Here is a 16,539-nt window from a genome sequence, read left to right as displayed (position 1 = left end):
CTTCACAAGATCGCTACGATTGGATGGTAGCGACGGTTGATAGAGGAAAATAAAATGATCCAGAAGAACTGGCAGGAACTGATTAAGCCGAACAAGGTGGATTTTATCACCAACGGCTCACGCACCCATGCAACCGTCGTTGCTGAACCGCTGGAACGCGGTTTTGGTCTGACGCTCGGTAACGCACTGCGTCGCGTGCTTCTGTCGTCGCTGCGCGGCGCTGCTGTAACCGCCATTCAGATCGATGGCGTTCTGCATGAATTCTCTTCCATTCCGGGCGTCCGCGAAGACACCACGGATATCGTTCTGAACGTCAAGGAAATCGCTATCCGTATGGAAGGCGAAGGCCCAAAGCGCATGGTTGTCCGTAAGGAAGGCCCTGGCGTTGTTACGGCTGGTGACATTCAGACTGTTGGCGATGTCGAGATCCTTAATCCGGATCACGTCATCTGCACGCTGGATGAAGGCGCTGAAATCCGCATGGAATTCACCGTCAACACCGGTAAGGGCTATGTGCCTGCCGACCGTAATCGTGCGGAAGATGCTCCAATCGGCCTTATTCCGGTTGATAGCCTTTATTCGCCGATCCGCAAGGTATCGTACAAGATTGAGAACACCCGTGAAGGTCAGGTTCTTGATTACGACAAGCTGACGCTCAACATCGAAACCAATGGTTCCGTGAGCGGTGAAGATGCAGTTGCTTATGCAGCTCGTATTCTTCAGGACCAGCTGGCGATCTTCGTCAACTTCGAAGAGCCACAGAAGGAAGCTCCGCAGGAACAGGTTGCGGAACTGGCTTTCAATCCGGCTCTGCTCAAGAAGGTGGACGAGCTCGAACTGTCGGTACGTTCGGCAAACTGCCTGAAGAACGACAACATCGTCTATATCGGCGATCTGATCCAGAAGACGGAAGCCGAGATGCTGCGGACTCCGAATTTCGGCCGCAAGTCGCTCAACGAGATCAAGGAAGTTCTGGCGTCGATGGGTCTCCATCTTGGTATGGAAATCCCAGCTTGGCCGCCTGAAAACATCGAAGATCTCGCTAAGCGCTACGAAGACCAATATTAAGACCGGACGTTTCCGGCAGAACTGAGTTAAAAGGAGAAGGCCATGCGCCACGGTAATGGACAGCGTAAGCTGAACCGCACTGCCTCGCATCGCAAGGCAATGTTCGCCAACATGGCGGCTTCGCTCATCGAGCACGAACAGATTGTGACCACGCTTCCTAAGGCTAAGGAAATCCGTCCGATCGTAGAAAAGCTTGTCACTCTCGGCAAGCGTGGTGACCTGCATGCACGTCGTCAGGCGATTTCCGCCATCCGCGACGTCAAGCTGGTTGCTAAGCTGTTCGATACGCTGGCTGCACGTTATGCAACCCGCAACGGCGGCTACATCCGCATCATGAAGGCAGGCTTCCGCACTGGCGATAATGCGCCACTCGCAGTTGTCGAATTCGTTGAACGCGATGTTGATGCCAAGGGCAAAGCTGACCGCGCACGCGTTGAAGCTGAAGCCGCTGCAGAAGCTGACGCAGCGTAATTTACGCTTCGCACTTATTGAAAAAGGGCTGCCTCGTGCGGCCCTTTTTTCGTTTGCAGATAGTTTTTATTGAATTGTTGCGAGGCTAGGAGAAGCGTGACGTAATTCATTACGAAGCTGTAATGCGCTTTGCCATATTCCAGCCCTTTATACTTGGCCTTGTTAGCTCCATATTGCCGATATTGGCACCGAGGAATCGGATGCGAGATGAGGAAAACTGGAGTTTGCGAATGAATTGGCGGTGTTATGGAATTGCGGGTCTGCTTATCGCGTCGATCAGCACAGTCACTTTGCCTGCGATCGCGCAGGAAACAGCCGTTCCAGCTCAGGGCAAACAGATCCCTCTAAGCCGTGGCGATATGCAGCTTTCCTTCGCGCCTCTGGTGAAGGAAACAGCGCCTGCAGTCGTTAACGTCTACGCCGCGCGTCAGGTGCAGCAGCAGGCATCACCATTTGCAGGCGATCCGTTTTTTGAGCAGTTTTTCGGAAAGCAGTTTGGCGGCGGTGGCAAGTCGCGCACTGAGCAGTCGCTGGGTTCGGGCGTCATCGTTGATGCGTCTGGTATTGTTGTCACAAACAATCACGTCATTAAGGACGCCGACGAAATTAAGGTGGCGCTTTCAGATGGCCGCCAGTTCGAAAGCAAGGTGCTGCTGCGCGATGAAACGACCGATCTTGCGGTGTTGAAGATCGACGCGAATGACAAATTCCCGGTTCTGTCGCTGGGTGATTCGGATGGTGTTGAAGTTGGCGATCTTGTGCTGGCTATCGGCAATCCGTTTGGGGTCGGCCAGACTGTTACCAACGGTATTGTTTCCGCCCAATCTCGTACGCAGGTTGGCGTTTCAGATTTTGACTTCTTCATTCAGACTGATGCCGCTATCAATCCCGGAAATTCGGGCGGCGGTCTGATCGACATGCGTGGACGCCTGATTGGTATCAATACCGCAATTTATTCCCGCTCAGGTGGATCTGTCGGTATCGGATTCGCTATTCCTTCCAATATGGTACGCGCCGTTGTTGATGCCGCATTGAGCGGGAGCACGAGCTTTGAACGTCCATTTATCGGTGCGACCTTTCAGAACATCACGCCTGACGTTGCTGAAGGTCTCGGCATGGATAAGTCCTTTGGCGTGCTGGTGACAGCCGTCACCAAGGGCGGTCCTGCCGAACAAGCTGGCTTGAAAGTTGGCGATGTGGTGCTTTCGGTACAGGGTGTCAGGGCCGATAATATCGATGTGCTCGGTTATCGTCTTTCGACAGCTGGCATCGGCAATACAGTGACGCTGGATATTGTGCGTAACGGTAAGGATAGCAAACTGCCTGTTAAGCTTGCAAAAGAGCCTGAAGCCAAGCCGCAACAGAAGCAGACCATAGAGGGTGACAATCCCTTTGCAGGTGCCGTGGTTGAAGAACTAACACCACAAACGGCTTCAAAAATGCGTCTGCGTGATGGGGCGCGGGGCGTTATTGTGACTGATGTCGTCATTAATTCACAGGCCGCACGACTTGGTTTGCGTCAACGTGATATTATCAGAGGTATCAATGGTAACCCGATCCGCACGATTAATGATCTGACTGCAGCGCTTAATGATGGCCGAGGTTTGGCCTGGAGACTGGAAGTTGAGCGTAATGGCGCGCTGATCCGACAGTTTGTTCGCTGACCTCATCGCCAAGCATTTAAAGTTGCATGTCGTTTCAGGCGGGACTATGCCTGAGACGACATCTGTTTTTCTGGCATTGAGCGAAGCGAAATGAGCGACCTTTTTTCAACTGCGGTTGATCCGAATGCGGACCGTAACAGGCCACTCGCTGATCGCTTGCGCCCGCGCCACCTTTCGGAAGTGACGGGGCAGGAACACCTGACAGGACCAGAAGGTGTGCTGACACGCATGATCGCATCCGGCTCGCTCGGCTCGATGATCTTCTGGGGCCCTCCGGGCACTGGCAAGACAACAGTTGCCAGGCTGCTTGCCGGAGAGACTGATTTGGCTTTCGAGCAAATCTCAGCGATTTTCTCCGGTGTTGCTGACCTCAAAAAGGTTTTTGAATCAGCGCGCGCACGACGCATGTCGGGTCGCCAAACACTGCTCTTTGTGGATGAGATTCATCGTTTCAATCGCGCGCAACAGGATAGTTTTCTGCCAGTAATGGAGGACGGCACGGTCATCCTGATTGGCGCTACGACAGAAAACCCTTCGTTTGAACTCAACGCCGCTTTGTTGTCGCGGGCGAGGGTGCTGACTTTTCATCCGCATAATGGCGAAAGCATCGCTACGCTTCTCACGCGTGCAGAAGAACAGGAAGCACGTCCGCTGCCGCTGGACGAAGAAGCACGAGCAAGCCTGGTTCGCATGGCCGATGGTGACGGTCGTGCCGCGCTAACACTTGCAGAAGAAGTATGGCGTGCAGCGAGACCAGACGAGGTGTTTGACGCTGCAAAGCTTCAGGATGTTGTTCAGCGTCGCGCGCCAGTTTATGACAAGGGACAAGACGGCCACTACAATCTGATTTCCGCTTTGCATAAATCGGTGCGGGGATCTGATCCTGATGCCGCTCTTTATTATCTCAGCCGCATGTTCGATGCCGGTGAAGATCCGCTCTATCTTGGGCGTCGCCTTGTCCGCATGGCGGTTGAAGATATTGGCCTGGCTGATCCACAAGCGCTTGTTATCTGCAATGCCGCTAAAGATGCCTATGATTATCTGGGTTCGCCGGAGGGGGAACTGGCGCTTGCCCAAGCCTGCGTCTATCTCGCGACAGCACCCAAATCCAATGCGGTTTACATGGCTTATAAGGCTTCGATGCGTGCCGCCAAAGAAAATGGCTCATTGTTGCCGCCGAAGCAGATTCTCAACGCGCCGACGAAGCTGATGAAGAATGAAGGCTATGGTGATGGTTATGCTTATGATCATGACCAGCCTGACGCATTTTCCGGTCAGGATTACTTCCCGGAAGCCATGGGACGGCAGATTTTCTATGATCCGCCGGAAAGAGGCTTTGAGCGCGATATTCGCAAGCGGCTTGATTATTGGTCACGCCTAAGGGCCGAACGTCAAACACGCCGTTGAACGGATGGTTCTTGCGTGACGTCAGAGTTGTGCTTCGATGCTCGCTTTATCGAGAACAGACCAGACCTTGCTGATTTTGTTGTCTGAAAACTCATAAAAGACGTTCTCGGAAAAACGGATATTCCTGCCATTTATGGGAAGGCCGAGAAATTGCCCGACAGGCGTGCAATCAAAATCTAATCTGCTTGCGACAACTGGTGGCTCAACAACCAACAAGCCTATCTTAAACTGTAGATCCGGTATCTGTTGATAATCTCGAATGAGCATGTCGCGATATCCGTCAACGCCCAATCTCTGACCATTATGCTGAGCATCTTCAGCCACATAAAGCTTTAACGATGGCCAATCCTGAGCATTAAGACAGGATATATATGCTTCGTAAACTTCACGCAGCTTTTGCACATTCATGAAAGCTCCTCCGTTGTTCTATGCATGAACACACTCTGCATCAGACACGTTTTAACAGCGTTTTTGACTTTAGTCACAATTCGGCCTTCATCCTGCGAGCCGCAGTCAATGTGTAAGCAATTAAGGGTTGTACTCGGTGGCCGTGCTGAGATTGGTTTTACCAATGAATTCAAACGTTCAGCAACCAACGGAAGAGGCTGTAAACATTGTAGTAACCATAAAGAAATCAATGCCTTAGTTTAAGTCCTCTTTAATTTTTACAATTTATCAATTTTTGTAATTGCAATGAGGTTTCCCATGACGCGCGTTTTGCTTCTCGTCGCGCTCGTTATTCTTGGCGGCTGCGCGACTGCTCCACGACAGGTCAGCAATGTTTGCGCAGTCTTTGATCAACGCGACGGTTGGATAAATAATTGGCAGAAAGACGCGACCCGCGCTTCGCGCGAGTTCGGTGTGCCGGTCCATGTTCTAATGGCGACAATTTATACTGAATCCGGATTCCGCCCTTATGCTCGTCCACCGCGTACCAAGCTGCTTGGCTTTATCCCGTGGAAACGTGCTTCGAGCGCCTATGGCTATTCGCAGGCACTGAACGGAACCTGGGATCGCTATAAGCGTGAGACTGGTCGCTGGACCGCCTCTCGCAGCAACTTCGGCGACGCGATCCACTTTATCGGCTGGTATCACAATCAGAGCTATCAGAAAAATGGTATCAATCGGGCTGACGCTTACAGTCTCTATCTTGCGTATTACTCGGGACATGGTGGATATTCCCGTGGAGTCTGGCGCGGCAATGCGACAGCGTTGAACGGTGCGAGACGCGCTCAATCCATGGCCAACCGTTACGCAACTCAGCTGCGTCAATGTGGGCGGATTGGCTAAGGCGCGGCGATCAAATGTCGGCAAGCTGTTGTAAACAAGCCAAATTGCGTTCTAAAAGTCGCGGATGGGGATTTAAAGACACCATCCGGCCTTAATCGAAGCTATCATTCGCGACGAATCGACAATTGAGGATTACCAATACATGCTGAAGAAAATCGGGATTGCCCTAATAGGTGCCACATTTCTGGCAGGCTGCACCACCGATCCTTATACTGGTGAACAGAAGGTATCGAACACCGCCGGTGGCGCTGCAATCGGTGCCGCTGTTGGTGCGCTTGGCGGCCTCATGGTCGGTGGCTCCAGCCGCGCTCAGCGCAATGCAGTCCTGATCGGCGCCGGTATTGGTGCTTTGGGTGGCGGCGCAATCGGCAATTACATGGATCGTCAGGAATCCGAACTGCGCAATCAGCTGCAGGGCACTGGTGTTTCCGTTACGCGTAATGGTGACCAGATTATCCTGAACATGCCTTCAGCCATTACCTTCGATACGGATCAGGATCAGGTTAAGAGCCAGTTCTACCCAACGCTGAACTCGGTCGCGATCGTTCTGCGTAAGTTCAACCAGACTCTTGTCGACGTTCACGGTCACACCGACTCGACCGGTAGTGCGAGTTACAATCAGGGTCTCTCGCAGCGCCGCGCATCGTCTGTTGCAAGCTATTTGGGTTCGCAGGGTATCGATCCACGTCGCTTCGCAGTTATTGGCTACGGCGCTAGCCAGCCAGTTGCGACCAATGCGACGCCGGATGGCCGCGCGCAGAACCGCCGCGTTGAAATTCAGATTTCGCCGCTTCGTGGCGCAAGCTGATAAATCAAGAATCAGTCAGATTCTTTTTCAGCGCAGTCCTTCGGAAGAAGGGCTGCGTTTTGTATTTTGAAGAATCGTGTATCAAAAACTTCAGTTTTTCTTAACTAATGCGTGGATAGTGATTCACATTTGCCATTTCTAATATTATAGAACAATAATAGAACAAAAAAATTATATCTATTTAAATCAATTACTTGACAAGGTTGCTAAATTGGAACAAAACGGATACAAATAGATAGTGGCGATGAGCCCTATGGGCTTCTAGCGAGGCAAGAGGATGGTGTAAGATGTCTCAGAAATCATTGCGACTCGTTGAGGAAAATTCAGTGGACAAGACTAAGGCACTTGATGCGGCGCTGTCGCAAATTGAACGTGCGTTCGGCAAGGGCTCAATCATGCGGCTCGGTCAGAACGAGGTCGTCGATATTGAGACTGTGCCAACCGGCTCGCTTTCTCTCGATATCGCATTGGGCGTCGGCGGTCTGCCCAAGGGACGTATCGTTGAAATCTATGGCCCGGAAAGTTCGGGTAAAACCACTCTCGCACTGCATACGATTGCAGAAGCACAGAAGAAGGGTGGTATTTGCGCATTCGTGGATGCGGAACACGCACTTGATCCGGTATATGCCCGCAAGCTTGGCGTTGATCTTGAAAATCTGCTGATTTCTCAGCCTGATACTGGCGAACAAGCACTTGAAATCACGGATACGCTTGTGCGCTCCGGTGCTATCGATGTTCTGGTTGTCGACTCGGTTGCTGCTCTTACGCCGCGTGCTGAAATTGAAGGCGAAATGGGCGATTCTTTGCCTGGCCTTCAGGCGCGTCTGATGAGCCAGGCTCTGCGCAAGCTCACCGCTTCGATTTCGCGTTCAAACTGCATGGTCATCTTCATCAACCAGATTCGTATGAAGATCGGCGTTATGTTCGGTTCGCCTGAAACAACGACCGGCGGTAATGCACTGAAGTTCTATGCTTCTGTACGTCTTGATATTCGCCGTATTGGTTCGATCAAGGAACGTGACGAGGTCGTTGGTAACCAGACTCGCGTGAAGGTGGTCAAGAACAAGCTTGCCCCTCCATTCAAGCAGGTCGAGTTCGACATCATGTATGGTGCAGGTGTTTCCAAGACTGGTGAGCTGGTCGACCTTGGCGTTAAAGCCGGTGTGGTCGAGAAGTCCGGAGCATGGTTCTCCTATAATTCCCAGCGTCTCGGGCAGGGCCGCGAAAATGCCAAGCAGTACCTCAAGGATAATCCGGAAGTCGCGAAAGAAATCGAAACGACACTCCGTCAGAACGCCGGCTTGATCGCCGAGCAATTCCTTGAAGATGGTGGTCCGGAAGCGGATGACGGTCCAGACGCAGCCGAAGCATAAGTTTCCTGGCTCTATAATTTGACAAAAGCCCCGCATGAAAATGCGGGGCTTTTGCTTTTGAGCTGGGGCGTATCACGTCAGACATTACGCGCAGCATTTACGGTGAAGCCAGTTAATTGGCTCTCCTATGGTTCGGCACTGTTGCATAGTTGCCGTTTTCTAGGTTTCCGGGCGAAATTGCTTTTATAGCGCGCACTGCTTATCTGGACAGAAAAGCAGTGCACCGCTAAAAGCGGACAACCGAAACTCTACCTCACGGGCTTTCCATTATCGGGTAGTCGAAGCGTGGCGGCAAAATGTGCCGTATATCGCCGCATTCCTGCGGGTGGAGATTATATAATTGATGCGTATTTCATGCGCATCTCATGCAGGGCAGAAAATGTCCAAGGGTGAATTATGGCTGGCGTCAACGAGATAAGGTCCACATTCCTCGACTATTTCCGCAAAAACGGACATGAAGTCGTTTCATCAAGCCCGCTCGTTCCTCGTAACGACCCGACGCTGATGTTCACCAATGCGGGTATGGTGCAGTTCAAGAACGTTTTTACTGGTCTTGAGCAGCGCCCTTACAGCCGCGCGACCACTTCGCAAAAATGCGTACGCGCTGGCGGCAAGCATAACGATCTGGATAATGTGGGCTACACAGCGCGCCACCACACTTTCTTTGAAATGCTCGGCAATTTCTCGTTTGGTGATTACTTCAAGGAAGAAGCGATCAGCCATGCCTGGAATCTGATTACCAAGGAATTTGGCCTCAACAAGGACAAGCTGCTCGTCACCGTCTATCACACGGATGATGATGCTGCGAATTTCTGGAAGAAGATTGCCGGTCTTTCGGATGATCGCATCATCCGCATTGCAACGAATGACAACTTCTGGGCTATGGGTGATACTGGGCCTTGCGGTCCTTGTTCGGAAATTTTCTACGATCACGGCGATCATATTTGGGGTGGACCTCCCGGATCGGCAGACGAAGATGGCGACCGTTTCATTGAAATCTGGAACCTCGTTTTCATGCAGTTTGAACAGGTTACACCTGATCAGCGCATTGATCTTCCACGCCCGTCGATTGATACGGGGATGGGCCTTGAGCGTGTTGCGGCCGTACTTCAGGGCGTGCACGACAATTACGATATCGATCTCTTTAAGGCGCTTATCCGTGCTTCGGAAGAAGCAACAGGCGTTAAGGCTGAAGGCGATTTCCGCGCCAGCCATCGCGTAATTGCCGATCATTTGCGTGCATCAAGCTTCCTGATTGCCGACGGTGTTCTGCCATCAAATGAAGGTCGCGGTTATGTTCTGCGCCGCATCATGCGTCGCGCCATGCGCCATGCGCAGCTGCTTGGCGCGAGCCAGCCATTGATGTGGCGTCTGCTGCCAGCTCTGATCCGCGAAATGGGCCAGGCTTACCCGGAACTCATCCGCGCAGAAGCGCTTATTTCCGAAACACTTAAGCTGGAAGAAACCCGTTTCCGCAAAACGTTGGAACGCGGCCTTGGCCTGCTTTCCGATGCTTCGGAAAATCTGGTTGAAGGTGATCGTCTTGATGGCGAAACCGCGTTCAAACTTTACGATACCTATGGTTTCCCGCTTGATCTGACGCAGGATGCTTTGCGCCAACGCGGCGTGACGGTCGATACTGATGGCTTCAATGTCGCCATGGAACGCCAGAAGGCGGAAGCTCGCGCCAACTGGACCGGTTCCGGCGAAGCTGCAACGGAAACCATCTGGTTCGGCATCAAGGATAAGGTCGGCGCGACCGAGTTCCTCGGCTATGAAACCGAAAGTGCGGAAGGTGTTATTGCTGCCCTCGTGCGTGATGGTGCAGAAGTGGCATCGGCTGCCGAAGGCGAAACCGTGTCCGTCGTAGTCAACCAGACGCCATTCTACGGCGAATCTGGTGGTCAGCAGGGCGATACCGGAACAATCTCCGGGGAAGGCTTTGTTATCAACATCAAAGACACGCAGAAGAAGGGCGAAGGTCTCTTCGTCCATACCGGCGAAATTACCAAGGGTTCCGCGAAGGTTGGTGAACCGGTTGAGTTGAAGGTTGATGGAGAGCGTCGCACACGCATCCGTTCCAATCACTCGGCCACTCACCTCTTGCATGAAGCTCTGCGTGAAACGTTGGGTTCTCACGTTGCACAGAAGGGTTCGCTTGTCGCGCCTGATCGTCTGCGCTTTGACTTCTCGCACCCAAAGCCGATTTCGGCTGAGGAACTGACAGCTGTTGAAAATCTCGCCAACGAGATCATTCTACAGAATGCGCAAGTCACCACGCGCTTGATGGCTGTGAATGATGCTATTGCCGAAGGTGCGATGGCGCTGTTCGGCGAAAAATACGGCGATGAAGTGCGCGTTGTTTCGATGGGCACGGCGAAGCACGGCGAAAAGGCCGGTAAGGCTTACTCGGTTGAGCTTTGCGGTGGTACGCATGTGCGCCAGACCGGTGATATAGGTCTCGTTCGCATTCTATCTGATAGCGGTGTTGCCGCCGGTGTCCGTCGTATGGAGGCTCTGACGGGTGAGGCGGCTCGCCTTTACCTCGAAGAACAGGACGAGCGCGTCAAGGCAATCGCCGGCGTGCTGAAAACCACGCCATCGGAAGCACTGGAGCGCGTCAATGCTCTGGTTGATGAGCGCAAGAAACTCGAACGCGAACTTACCGAAGCACGCAGACAGCTTGCGTTGAGCGGTGGTTCTTCGGACGGTGGCAGCGCTGTGGAAACCGTCAACGGTGTCAATTTCCTTGGCAAGGTTGTGACAGGTGTTTCGCCGCGTGATCTCAAGCCACTTGCCGACGAAGGCAAGAAGCAGGTTGGCTCTGGTGTTGTCCTCTTCATCGGTGTTGGTGAAGATGAAAAGGCAAGCGCAGTTGCTGCTGTGACCGAAGATCTGGTTGGTCGGTTCAGTGCAGTTGATCTGGTTCGAGCTGCTTCTGGTGCGCTTGGTGGCGCGGGCGGCGGCGGTCGTCCGGATATGGCTCAGGCCGGTGGTCCCGATGGCACCAAGGCAAATGATGCAATCGCAGCGGTCAAAGCGCTGATCGTCTGATAAATTTCTTATAAGAATGAAAAGGCCGGGATTTTCCCGGCCTTTTTTATGCTGCGTGAATCTTGCGGCTATCGTCAGGAGCTTCTTCGCGTTGATCGAGCCCGTAATCGCGAGCGACATTCGCAACACGTAGACGGTCGTTTTCAAACACACCGCCGCGCCCTTTCGTCTGTGCGATCCGATGTGTTGGCAGATTGCGCCACTGCTTTACGGCCTCTTCGTCACGCCAGAAGGAGAGAGACAGCAGCTTTTCTGGCTCAACCAAGCTTTGAAAGCGTTCAATGGATATGAAGCCGTCAATTTTTGCCAGATCGGCGCGCAGGCTTGCAGCAATATCGAGATACTGCTCGCGCCTTTCATCATCTGCTGGCCAGACTTCAAAGATGACAGCGATCATGACTTGATAAACTCCGCATGTGGAGCTGATTGAAGCTTAAGAAATATGCGTTCTTCAGACCGGATGAATTGCTCGCGCTTCGCGAATTCATAGTTTGCCCGGCCGATTGGGTCGGCGGCCAGACGTGCGCGAAACTGTTCATAAGCAGCAAGGTCTTCGACTGAATAAACGCCATAAGCGGTTGTGGTGGAGCCCTCATGCGGGCCGAAATAACCAATCAGCCTCGCGCCACAACGCGGGCTTGCCTGTCCCCAGTTGCGTGCATATTCCGCGAAAGCATCGGCTTTGAACGGGTCAATTTGATAGCGGATGAAGCAGGTAATCATTCTTATCTCCTGAAATTGGCTGATTTGCTGGAGACGTTTTAGCGCATTGAACTTCATCCATGCTTCGGTTATCATCGAAGTATGAAAGACGGACCGATCATAGCATCTGTTGCAGCACTTTTGGGTGATCCGGCGCGCGCAAACATGCTGACTGCGCTGATGGACGGTCGTGCTTTGACGGTAAGCGAACTTGCAGCCGCTGCAGGCGTGACACTTCAGACAGCCAGCGGGCATCTTTCCAAGCTTGATGCTGCCAATTTGCTGGTGGCTGAGAAGCAGGGCAGGCATCGTTATTTCAGGCTATCAGGTACGGATGTGGCGCAGGTGCTCGAAGGGCTTATGGGGCTTGCACAGCGAACTGGCGCCGTGCGTGTTCGCACTGGCCCGAAAGATCATGCGCTGCGTAAGGCGCGGATTTGTTATGATCATCTGGCGGGCGAGCGCGGCGTGGAAATGCTTGATGCATCGTATAAGCTCGGTTTGATCAATGATGCCAACGAGCCACTGCTTACTGATGAAGGAAAGTCATTCTTCTCTTGCATGGGCATCGATGTTGATACGCTGCAAAAGGGCAAACGGCCACTGTGCCGTCATTGTCTAGACTGGAGTGAGAGACGCAACCACTTGGGCGGTGCGCTCGGTGCAGCGCTTCTGAAAAACTTCATCGATAAAGGTTGGGCGCGTCGGGAGGAAGGTCGTGTTATTGCCTTCTCACCCAATAGCGCCCAGGCCTTTGCCAAAGCTTTTCAGCTTTAGAGCCATTCCAGTTAATACTGAATCATTGAAACCGCTCTATCTATTTGTTTTTATAGCATTATCCCGCGCAAAGCCGCTTCGCCCTTTTGGTGGAAATGCTTTAACTAATGTTTTGAAGCCGCTGCGGCTGCGGCGGCATCATCCAGGTCATTGGCACGTTTCATCGCAGGGCGATCTTTCAGACGATCCCAATAAGCCTTAAAGGCAGGCTTCGCTGGCAAGGTGCCAAAGCGCAAACCCCATCCGATATGTGAGCCGACATAGACATCGGCTGCATTAAAGCGTGATCCGGTAATGTAGGGATGGCGTGACACTGCATTTTCAAGCGTATTAACAACCGTATCGTAATTGCCATAGCCGACCATACCCTGCTTGTCGGCTGGCACTTCATAACCCAGCGCGTGGTTGGACAGAGCGGCTTCGACCGGGCCAGATGTGAAGAAAAGCCAGCGATAGAAATCGGCGCGCTCGTCCGGATGCGGGACAAGGCCTGATTCAGGGAAGGTGGTCGCAAGATAGGCACAGATGGCTGCTACTTCCGTGACGATGTCGTTGCCATGACGAAGGGCAGGCACTTTGCCCATCGGATTGATGGCGCAATAGTCTGGCCCTTTCATGGGTGGGCCGTAATCCAGTATTTCAACATCATAGGGTTGTCCGATCTCTTCGAGCATCCAGCGCGCAATGCGTCCGCGTGACATGGGATTGGTGTAAAGCTTCAAATCGCTCATTGCTGATCCTCCCTGCAAGCTCTGAGCAAGGATGCTCTTTCTTGCAGCAAAAAGAAACGGGAAACCGGCTTTTTTAGAGCGCCTTGCGATATTGAATGAAACCAGACTCTTGCGCGATGCTGTCATAAAGACGACGCGCTTTCGCATTGCTTTCATGCGTAAGCCAATAGAGGCGGCCAGCACCTTCTTCACGAGCAAGATCGGCCACAGCCTCAATCAGTGCGGCACCTGTGCCTTTTCCACGCTGAGAGTTTTCGACATAGAGATCCTGGAGATAGCAGGTCCATTTTGGCAACCAGCAGGAGCGGTGAAAAATCACATGGACGATGCCAACAAGGCGTCCATCGTCATCAAACGCGCCCAGTGCGTGCATGGGCTCAGACGCATCGTGAAAGCGACCCCATGTAATGTCAGTTGTCTCTACGGGAATGTCGACTTCGTAAAAGACCTGATAGGCTTTCCATAATGGCTCCCACGCAGTCCGGTCTTGTGGCGTTAACGCCCGAATTGTCGACATATCAGTTCTCCCTGTTTCTGAATCAACAGACTATCGGGGAGCACTTGCGCTTACGAGCGATAAATAGTGCGGTGCAAACAAAAAACGGCGGGAAAATCCCGCCGTTTTTATGTGACTTTGCTTGCGTTTAAGCAGCCATTGCCTTCTGAAGGTTTTCGTCGATCTTGTCGAGGAAGCCAGTGGTCGAGAGCCAAGGCTGATCTGGACCGATGAGCAGCGCCAGATCTTTGGTCATGTAGCCGCTTTCGACCGTATCGACGCAGACCTTTTCCAGCGTGTCGGCAAAGCGCTTCAGCTCAGCATTGTTGTCGAGCTTTGCACGATGTGCGAGGCCGCGGGTCCATGCGAAGATCGAAGCGATCGAGTTGGTCGAAGTTTCTTCGCCCTTCTGATGCTGGCGATAGTGACGGGTCACGGTGCCGTGTGCAGCTTCCGCTTCAACGGTCTTGCCATCTGGCGTCATCAGAACTGAGGTCATCAGACCGAGCGAGCCAAAGCCCTGTGCCACGATGTCGGACTGAACGTCGCCGTCGTAGTTCTTACAAGCCCAGACATAACCGCCCGACCACTTGAGGGCCGAAGCAACCATATCGTCGATCAGGCGATGTTCGTACCAGATCTTTGCTTCCTTGAACTTCTCAGCGAATTCAGCCTGATAAACTTCTTCGAAGATGTCCTTGAAGCGGCCGTCATAGGCCTTCAGAATGGTGTTCTTGGTCGAGAGATAGACCGGATAGTTGCGCTGCAGGCCGTAGTTCAGCGAAGCGCGTGCAAATTCGCGGATCGATTCGTCGAGATTGTACATGGCCATTGCCACGCCAGCAGCCGGAGCCTGATAGACTTCGTGCTCGATGGTTTCGCCGTCTTCACCGACGAACTTGATCGACAGCGTGCCCTTGCCAGGGAACTTGAAATCGGTCGCGCGGTACTGGTCACCAAAAGCGTGACGGCCAACGATGATTGGCTGGGTCCAGCCTGGAACCAGGCGAGGAACATTCTTGCAGATGATTGGCTCGCGGAAGATAACGCCGCCGAGGATGTTACGGATGGTGCCGTTAGGCGACTTCCACATCTTCTTGAGCTTGAATTCTTCAACACGGGCTTCGTCCGGCGTGATGGTTGCGCACTTGACGCCAACGCCGTGTTCCTTGATGGCGTTTGCAGCATCAATGGTAACCTGGTCATTGGTAGCATCACGGTGCTCGACCGACAGATCGTAATATTTCAGATCGATGTCGAGGTATGGATGGATCAGCTTGTCCTTGATGAACTGCCAGATGATGCGGGTCATCTCATCGCCGTCGAGTTCAACGACCGGGTTTGCAACCTTGATTTTTGCCATTGATAATGCCTCTCATTTAATGCGTCGCGCTCGTATAGCATCGGTAAACGCGAAGGCAAAGCGTAAGAGGCTTATTCTTTGGCCTATAGGCACATTTTCAGGCGGCGTGATGGGTGGATTTTCGCCATTCTGAGCGCTGATCACGATAAGTTTCCTGCTCACGCAGCAGAATGGCATCTGCATCCAGCGTCGAGATCGCAGTCGATTTTTCTGTAGGTATCAAACCATTGACCTGTAGTACCAGATAGCGCCCGCAGCAAACGCGCAGAAACGATGCGAAATTATCGAGGTCGTGGCCTTCCGTGCGGGATTCCTCATAGAGGCGACCGAGAAGGCGATTGACGGTCAGATCGTCATGCGTGGCTATATCTTCCAGCGTCCACCAGAAGAAATTTTCGAGCCGCACACTGGTTACGACGCCATCAATGCGCAGTGAGCGCGTGACGCTTTGCCAGAGTTCGGTATCCGCCCCAATGAACAATCTGCACATATGTTCCTCCCGAAATATCTCCCGTCCCAATGTCGCGCAGTTTGGAGCTGCCTGCAACCAGCTTAGCATTGCAGGCAGCTTACAATCAGGCGTGTGTGATTTTGGTGCCGAGAACGGCGAGGAATTGTGACAACCATTCCGGATGGGCCGGCCATGCGGGCGCTGTTACCAGATTGCCATCAGTGACTGCCTGATCCACCGGAATATCAGCATAAGTGCCGCCAGCCAGCTCTACCTCAGGGCGGCAGGCGGGATATGCCGAGCAGGTGCGACCTTCCAGAACGCGTGCAGCCGCGAGCAACTGTGCGCCGTGGCAGACGGCTGCAACGGGTTTGCCAGCTTCAAAGAAGTGTCTGACGATGGCGATGACCTTTTCATCAAGGCGCAGATACTCAGGGCCACGACCACCGGGAATGACGAGTGCGTCATAGCTGTCGGCTTTGACGTCCGCGAAAGTAGCGTTGAGCGTGAAATTATGGCCTGGCTTTTCGGTGTAGGTTTGATGGCCTTCAAAGTCGTGGATAGCGGTGGCAATGGCATCGCCTGCCTTTTTCCCGGGGCAGACGGCATGGACTTTGTGGCCCACAGCGAGCAGCGTCTGAAACGGAACCATTGTTTCGTAATCTTCGCAGAAATCGCCGCAAATCATGAGAATCTTTTTGCCGGACATGATTTTCCTCCCTGTAAACGTCAATGTCGGTGCCGACAGTCTGACATGGATGGGAAGAAGACTGGTGTTATTCCGCTACTACACGCGATTTTCGATATGGAATGTAAGGGGAATCTTTGCGATTTTTCGTCAATTATGTCAGGGAAGCGCCGTGTTTATAAAGTAGTGACGGAAA

At 52.8% G+C, this 16,539-nt stretch carries 17 protein-coding genes; 9 read left to right on the top strand and 8 right to left on the bottom strand.

Annotation, left to right across the window (positions count from 1 at the left end; all coding sequences use genetic code 11):
• The first annotated feature begins 54 nt into the window (after positions 1-54).
• From CEV34_RS01145 to CEV34_RS01130, 4 genes are all read left to right on the top strand, one after another.
• Positions 55-1,068 (top strand): DNA-directed RNA polymerase subunit alpha, encoded by a 1,014-nt coding sequence (locus CEV34_RS01145; protein ID WP_007875304.1) that lies wholly within the window; start codon positions 55-57, stop codon positions 1,066-1,068.
• A gap of 42 nt (positions 1,069-1,110) precedes the next feature.
• The gene (rplQ, locus tag CEV34_RS01140; RefSeq protein WP_007875302.1) at positions 1,111-1,539 is read left to right on the top strand and encodes a 50S ribosomal protein L17; all 429 of its coding nucleotides are present in this window, start codon (positions 1,111-1,113) and stop codon (positions 1,537-1,539) included.
• 230 nt (positions 1,540-1,769) lie between these two features.
• Complete coding sequence (locus CEV34_RS01135) at positions 1,770-3,203, top strand: DegQ family serine endoprotease (RefSeq protein ID WP_007875300.1); 1,434 nt, start codon at positions 1,770-1,772, stop codon at positions 3,201-3,203.
• Positions 3,204-3,293: 90 nt separating this feature from the next.
• A complete protein-coding gene (locus CEV34_RS01130; protein ID WP_007875298.1) occupies positions 3,294-4,610 on the top strand; it encodes a replication-associated recombination protein A in 1,317 nt (438 codons plus the stop codon).
• A 21-nt stretch (positions 4,611-4,631) separates the two neighbouring features.
• On the opposite strand, the gene CEV34_RS01125 is transcribed toward CEV34_RS01130, so the two are convergent.
• Complete coding sequence (locus tag CEV34_RS01125) at positions 4,632-5,018, bottom strand: ester cyclase (RefSeq protein WP_007875297.1); 387 nt, start codon at positions 5,016-5,018, stop codon at positions 4,632-4,634.
• A 297-nt stretch (positions 5,019-5,315) separates the two neighbouring features.
• On the opposite strand from CEV34_RS01125, the gene CEV34_RS01120 reads away from it, so the two are divergent.
• From CEV34_RS01120 to alaS, 4 genes are all read left to right on the top strand, one after another.
• A complete protein-coding gene (locus tag CEV34_RS01120) occupies positions 5,316-5,900 on the top strand; it encodes a transglycosylase SLT domain-containing protein (protein ID WP_007875296.1) in 585 nt (194 codons plus the stop codon).
• Positions 5,901-6,042: 142 nt separating this feature from the next.
• Positions 6,043-6,708 (top strand): OmpA family protein, encoded by a 666-nt coding sequence (locus tag CEV34_RS01115; protein ID WP_007875295.1) that lies wholly within the window; start codon positions 6,043-6,045, stop codon positions 6,706-6,708.
• A 287-nt stretch (positions 6,709-6,995) separates the two neighbouring features.
• Positions 6,996-8,081 carry a recombinase RecA gene (gene recA, locus CEV34_RS01110; protein ID WP_064320714.1) on the top strand — a complete coding sequence of 362 codons (1,086 nt, stop codon included), beginning with the start codon at positions 6,996-6,998 and terminating at the stop codon, positions 8,079-8,081.
• 396 nt (positions 8,082-8,477) lie between these two features.
• A complete protein-coding gene (alaS, locus tag CEV34_RS01105; RefSeq protein WP_007875288.1) occupies positions 8,478-11,135 on the top strand; it encodes an alanine--tRNA ligase in 2,658 nt (885 codons plus the stop codon).
• A gap of 46 nt (positions 11,136-11,181) precedes the next feature.
• Here the strand turns inward: alaS and CEV34_RS01100 are convergent, their stop codons facing one another.
• Both CEV34_RS01100 and CEV34_RS01095 read right to left on the bottom strand, forming a co-directional pair.
• Positions 11,182-11,532 carry an antibiotic biosynthesis monooxygenase family protein gene (locus CEV34_RS01100; protein WP_094543137.1) on the bottom strand — a complete coding sequence of 117 codons (351 nt, stop codon included), beginning with the start codon at positions 11,530-11,532 and terminating at the stop codon, positions 11,182-11,184.
• Positions 11,529-11,858 carry an NIPSNAP family protein gene (locus CEV34_RS01095; RefSeq protein ID WP_007875286.1) on the bottom strand — a complete coding sequence of 110 codons (330 nt, stop codon included), beginning with the start codon at positions 11,856-11,858 and terminating at the stop codon, positions 11,529-11,531. Before CEV34_RS01095 ends, CEV34_RS01100 begins: the two co-directional genes overlap by 4 nt.
• Before the next feature lie 81 nt (positions 11,859-11,939).
• Here CEV34_RS01095 and CEV34_RS01090 point away from each other — a divergent pair, with 81 nt between their 5' ends.
• On the top strand, positions 11,940-12,614 hold the full coding sequence (locus CEV34_RS01090; protein WP_007875285.1) for an ArsR/SmtB family transcription factor: 675 nt from the start codon (positions 11,940-11,942) through the stop codon (positions 12,612-12,614).
• Positions 12,615-12,718: 104 nt separating this feature from the next.
• Here the strand turns inward: CEV34_RS01090 and CEV34_RS01085 are convergent, their stop codons facing one another.
• The 5 genes from CEV34_RS01085 to CEV34_RS01065 form a co-directional block, all read right to left on the bottom strand.
• A complete protein-coding gene (locus tag CEV34_RS01085; protein WP_007875284.1) occupies positions 12,719-13,345 on the bottom strand; it encodes a glutathione S-transferase family protein in 627 nt (208 codons plus the stop codon).
• 73 nt (positions 13,346-13,418) lie between these two features.
• Positions 13,419-13,862: a GNAT family N-acetyltransferase gene (locus tag CEV34_RS01080; protein ID WP_007875283.1), complete on the bottom strand. Its 444-nt coding sequence runs from the start codon at positions 13,860-13,862 to the stop codon at positions 13,419-13,421.
• 127 nt (positions 13,863-13,989) lie between these two features.
• Positions 13,990-15,204 carry an NADP-dependent isocitrate dehydrogenase gene (locus CEV34_RS01075; RefSeq protein WP_007875282.1) on the bottom strand — a complete coding sequence of 405 codons (1,215 nt, stop codon included), beginning with the start codon at positions 15,202-15,204 and terminating at the stop codon, positions 13,990-13,992.
• A 97-nt stretch (positions 15,205-15,301) separates the two neighbouring features.
• Positions 15,302-15,694 carry a ribbon-helix-helix domain-containing protein gene (locus CEV34_RS01070; RefSeq protein ID WP_007875281.1) on the bottom strand — a complete coding sequence of 131 codons (393 nt, stop codon included), beginning with the start codon at positions 15,692-15,694 and terminating at the stop codon, positions 15,302-15,304.
• Between the two features lie 85 nt (positions 15,695-15,779).
• Positions 15,780-16,364 carry a DJ-1/PfpI family protein gene (locus CEV34_RS01065; protein WP_007875279.1) on the bottom strand — a complete coding sequence of 195 codons (585 nt, stop codon included), beginning with the start codon at positions 16,362-16,364 and terminating at the stop codon, positions 15,780-15,782.
• Positions 16,365-16,539: the final 175 nt, after the last annotated feature.

Source organism: Brucella pseudogrignonensis, from assembly GCF_002252525.1.
Lineage (GTDB): Bacteria > Pseudomonadota > Alphaproteobacteria > Rhizobiales > Rhizobiaceae > Brucella > Brucella pseudogrignonensis.
The sequence above is the reverse complement of the archived record's forward strand: the minus strand, read 5'-3'. Positions and strand labels throughout refer to the sequence as shown.

Excerpts from the sequence above, each read along its gene's own strand:
- CEV34_RS01145 (WP_007875304.1), top strand. The coding sequence starts at position 55 with ATGATCCAGAAGAACTGGCAGGAACTGATTAAGCCGAACAAGGTGGAT.
- rplQ (WP_007875302.1), top strand. The coding sequence starts at position 1,111 with ATGCGCCACGGTAATGGACAGCGTAAGCTGAACCGCACTGCCTCGCAT.
- CEV34_RS01135 (WP_007875300.1), top strand. The coding sequence starts at position 1,770 with ATGAATTGGCGGTGTTATGGAATTGCGGGTCTGCTTATCGCGTCGATC.
- CEV34_RS01130 (WP_007875298.1), top strand. The coding sequence starts at position 3,294 with ATGAGCGACCTTTTTTCAACTGCGGTTGATCCGAATGCGGACCGTAAC.
- CEV34_RS01125 (WP_007875297.1), bottom strand. The coding sequence starts at position 5,018 with ATGAATGTGCAAAAGCTGCGTGAAGTTTACGAAGCATATATATCCTGT.
- CEV34_RS01120 (WP_007875296.1), top strand. The coding sequence starts at position 5,316 with ATGACGCGCGTTTTGCTTCTCGTCGCGCTCGTTATTCTTGGCGGCTGC.
- CEV34_RS01115 (WP_007875295.1), top strand. The coding sequence starts at position 6,043 with ATGCTGAAGAAAATCGGGATTGCCCTAATAGGTGCCACATTTCTGGCA.
- recA (WP_064320714.1), top strand. The coding sequence starts at position 6,996 with ATGTCTCAGAAATCATTGCGACTCGTTGAGGAAAATTCAGTGGACAAG.
- alaS (WP_007875288.1), top strand. The coding sequence starts at position 8,478 with ATGGCTGGCGTCAACGAGATAAGGTCCACATTCCTCGACTATTTCCGC.
- CEV34_RS01100 (WP_094543137.1), bottom strand. The coding sequence starts at position 11,532 with ATGATCGCTGTCATCTTTGAAGTCTGGCCAGCAGATGATGAAAGGCGC.
- CEV34_RS01095 (WP_007875286.1), bottom strand. The coding sequence starts at position 11,858 with ATGATTACCTGCTTCATCCGCTATCAAATTGACCCGTTCAAAGCCGAT.
- CEV34_RS01090 (WP_007875285.1), top strand. The coding sequence starts at position 11,940 with ATGAAAGACGGACCGATCATAGCATCTGTTGCAGCACTTTTGGGTGAT.
- CEV34_RS01085 (WP_007875284.1), bottom strand. The coding sequence starts at position 13,345 with ATGAGCGATTTGAAGCTTTACACCAATCCCATGTCACGCGGACGCATT.
- CEV34_RS01080 (WP_007875283.1), bottom strand. The coding sequence starts at position 13,862 with ATGTCGACAATTCGGGCGTTAACGCCACAAGACCGGACTGCGTGGGAG.
- CEV34_RS01075 (WP_007875282.1), bottom strand. The coding sequence starts at position 15,204 with ATGGCAAAAATCAAGGTTGCAAACCCGGTCGTTGAACTCGACGGCGAT.
- CEV34_RS01070 (WP_007875281.1), bottom strand. The coding sequence starts at position 15,694 with ATGTGCAGATTGTTCATTGGGGCGGATACCGAACTCTGGCAAAGCGTC.
- CEV34_RS01065 (WP_007875279.1), bottom strand. The coding sequence starts at position 16,364 with ATGTCCGGCAAAAAGATTCTCATGATTTGCGGCGATTTCTGCGAAGAT.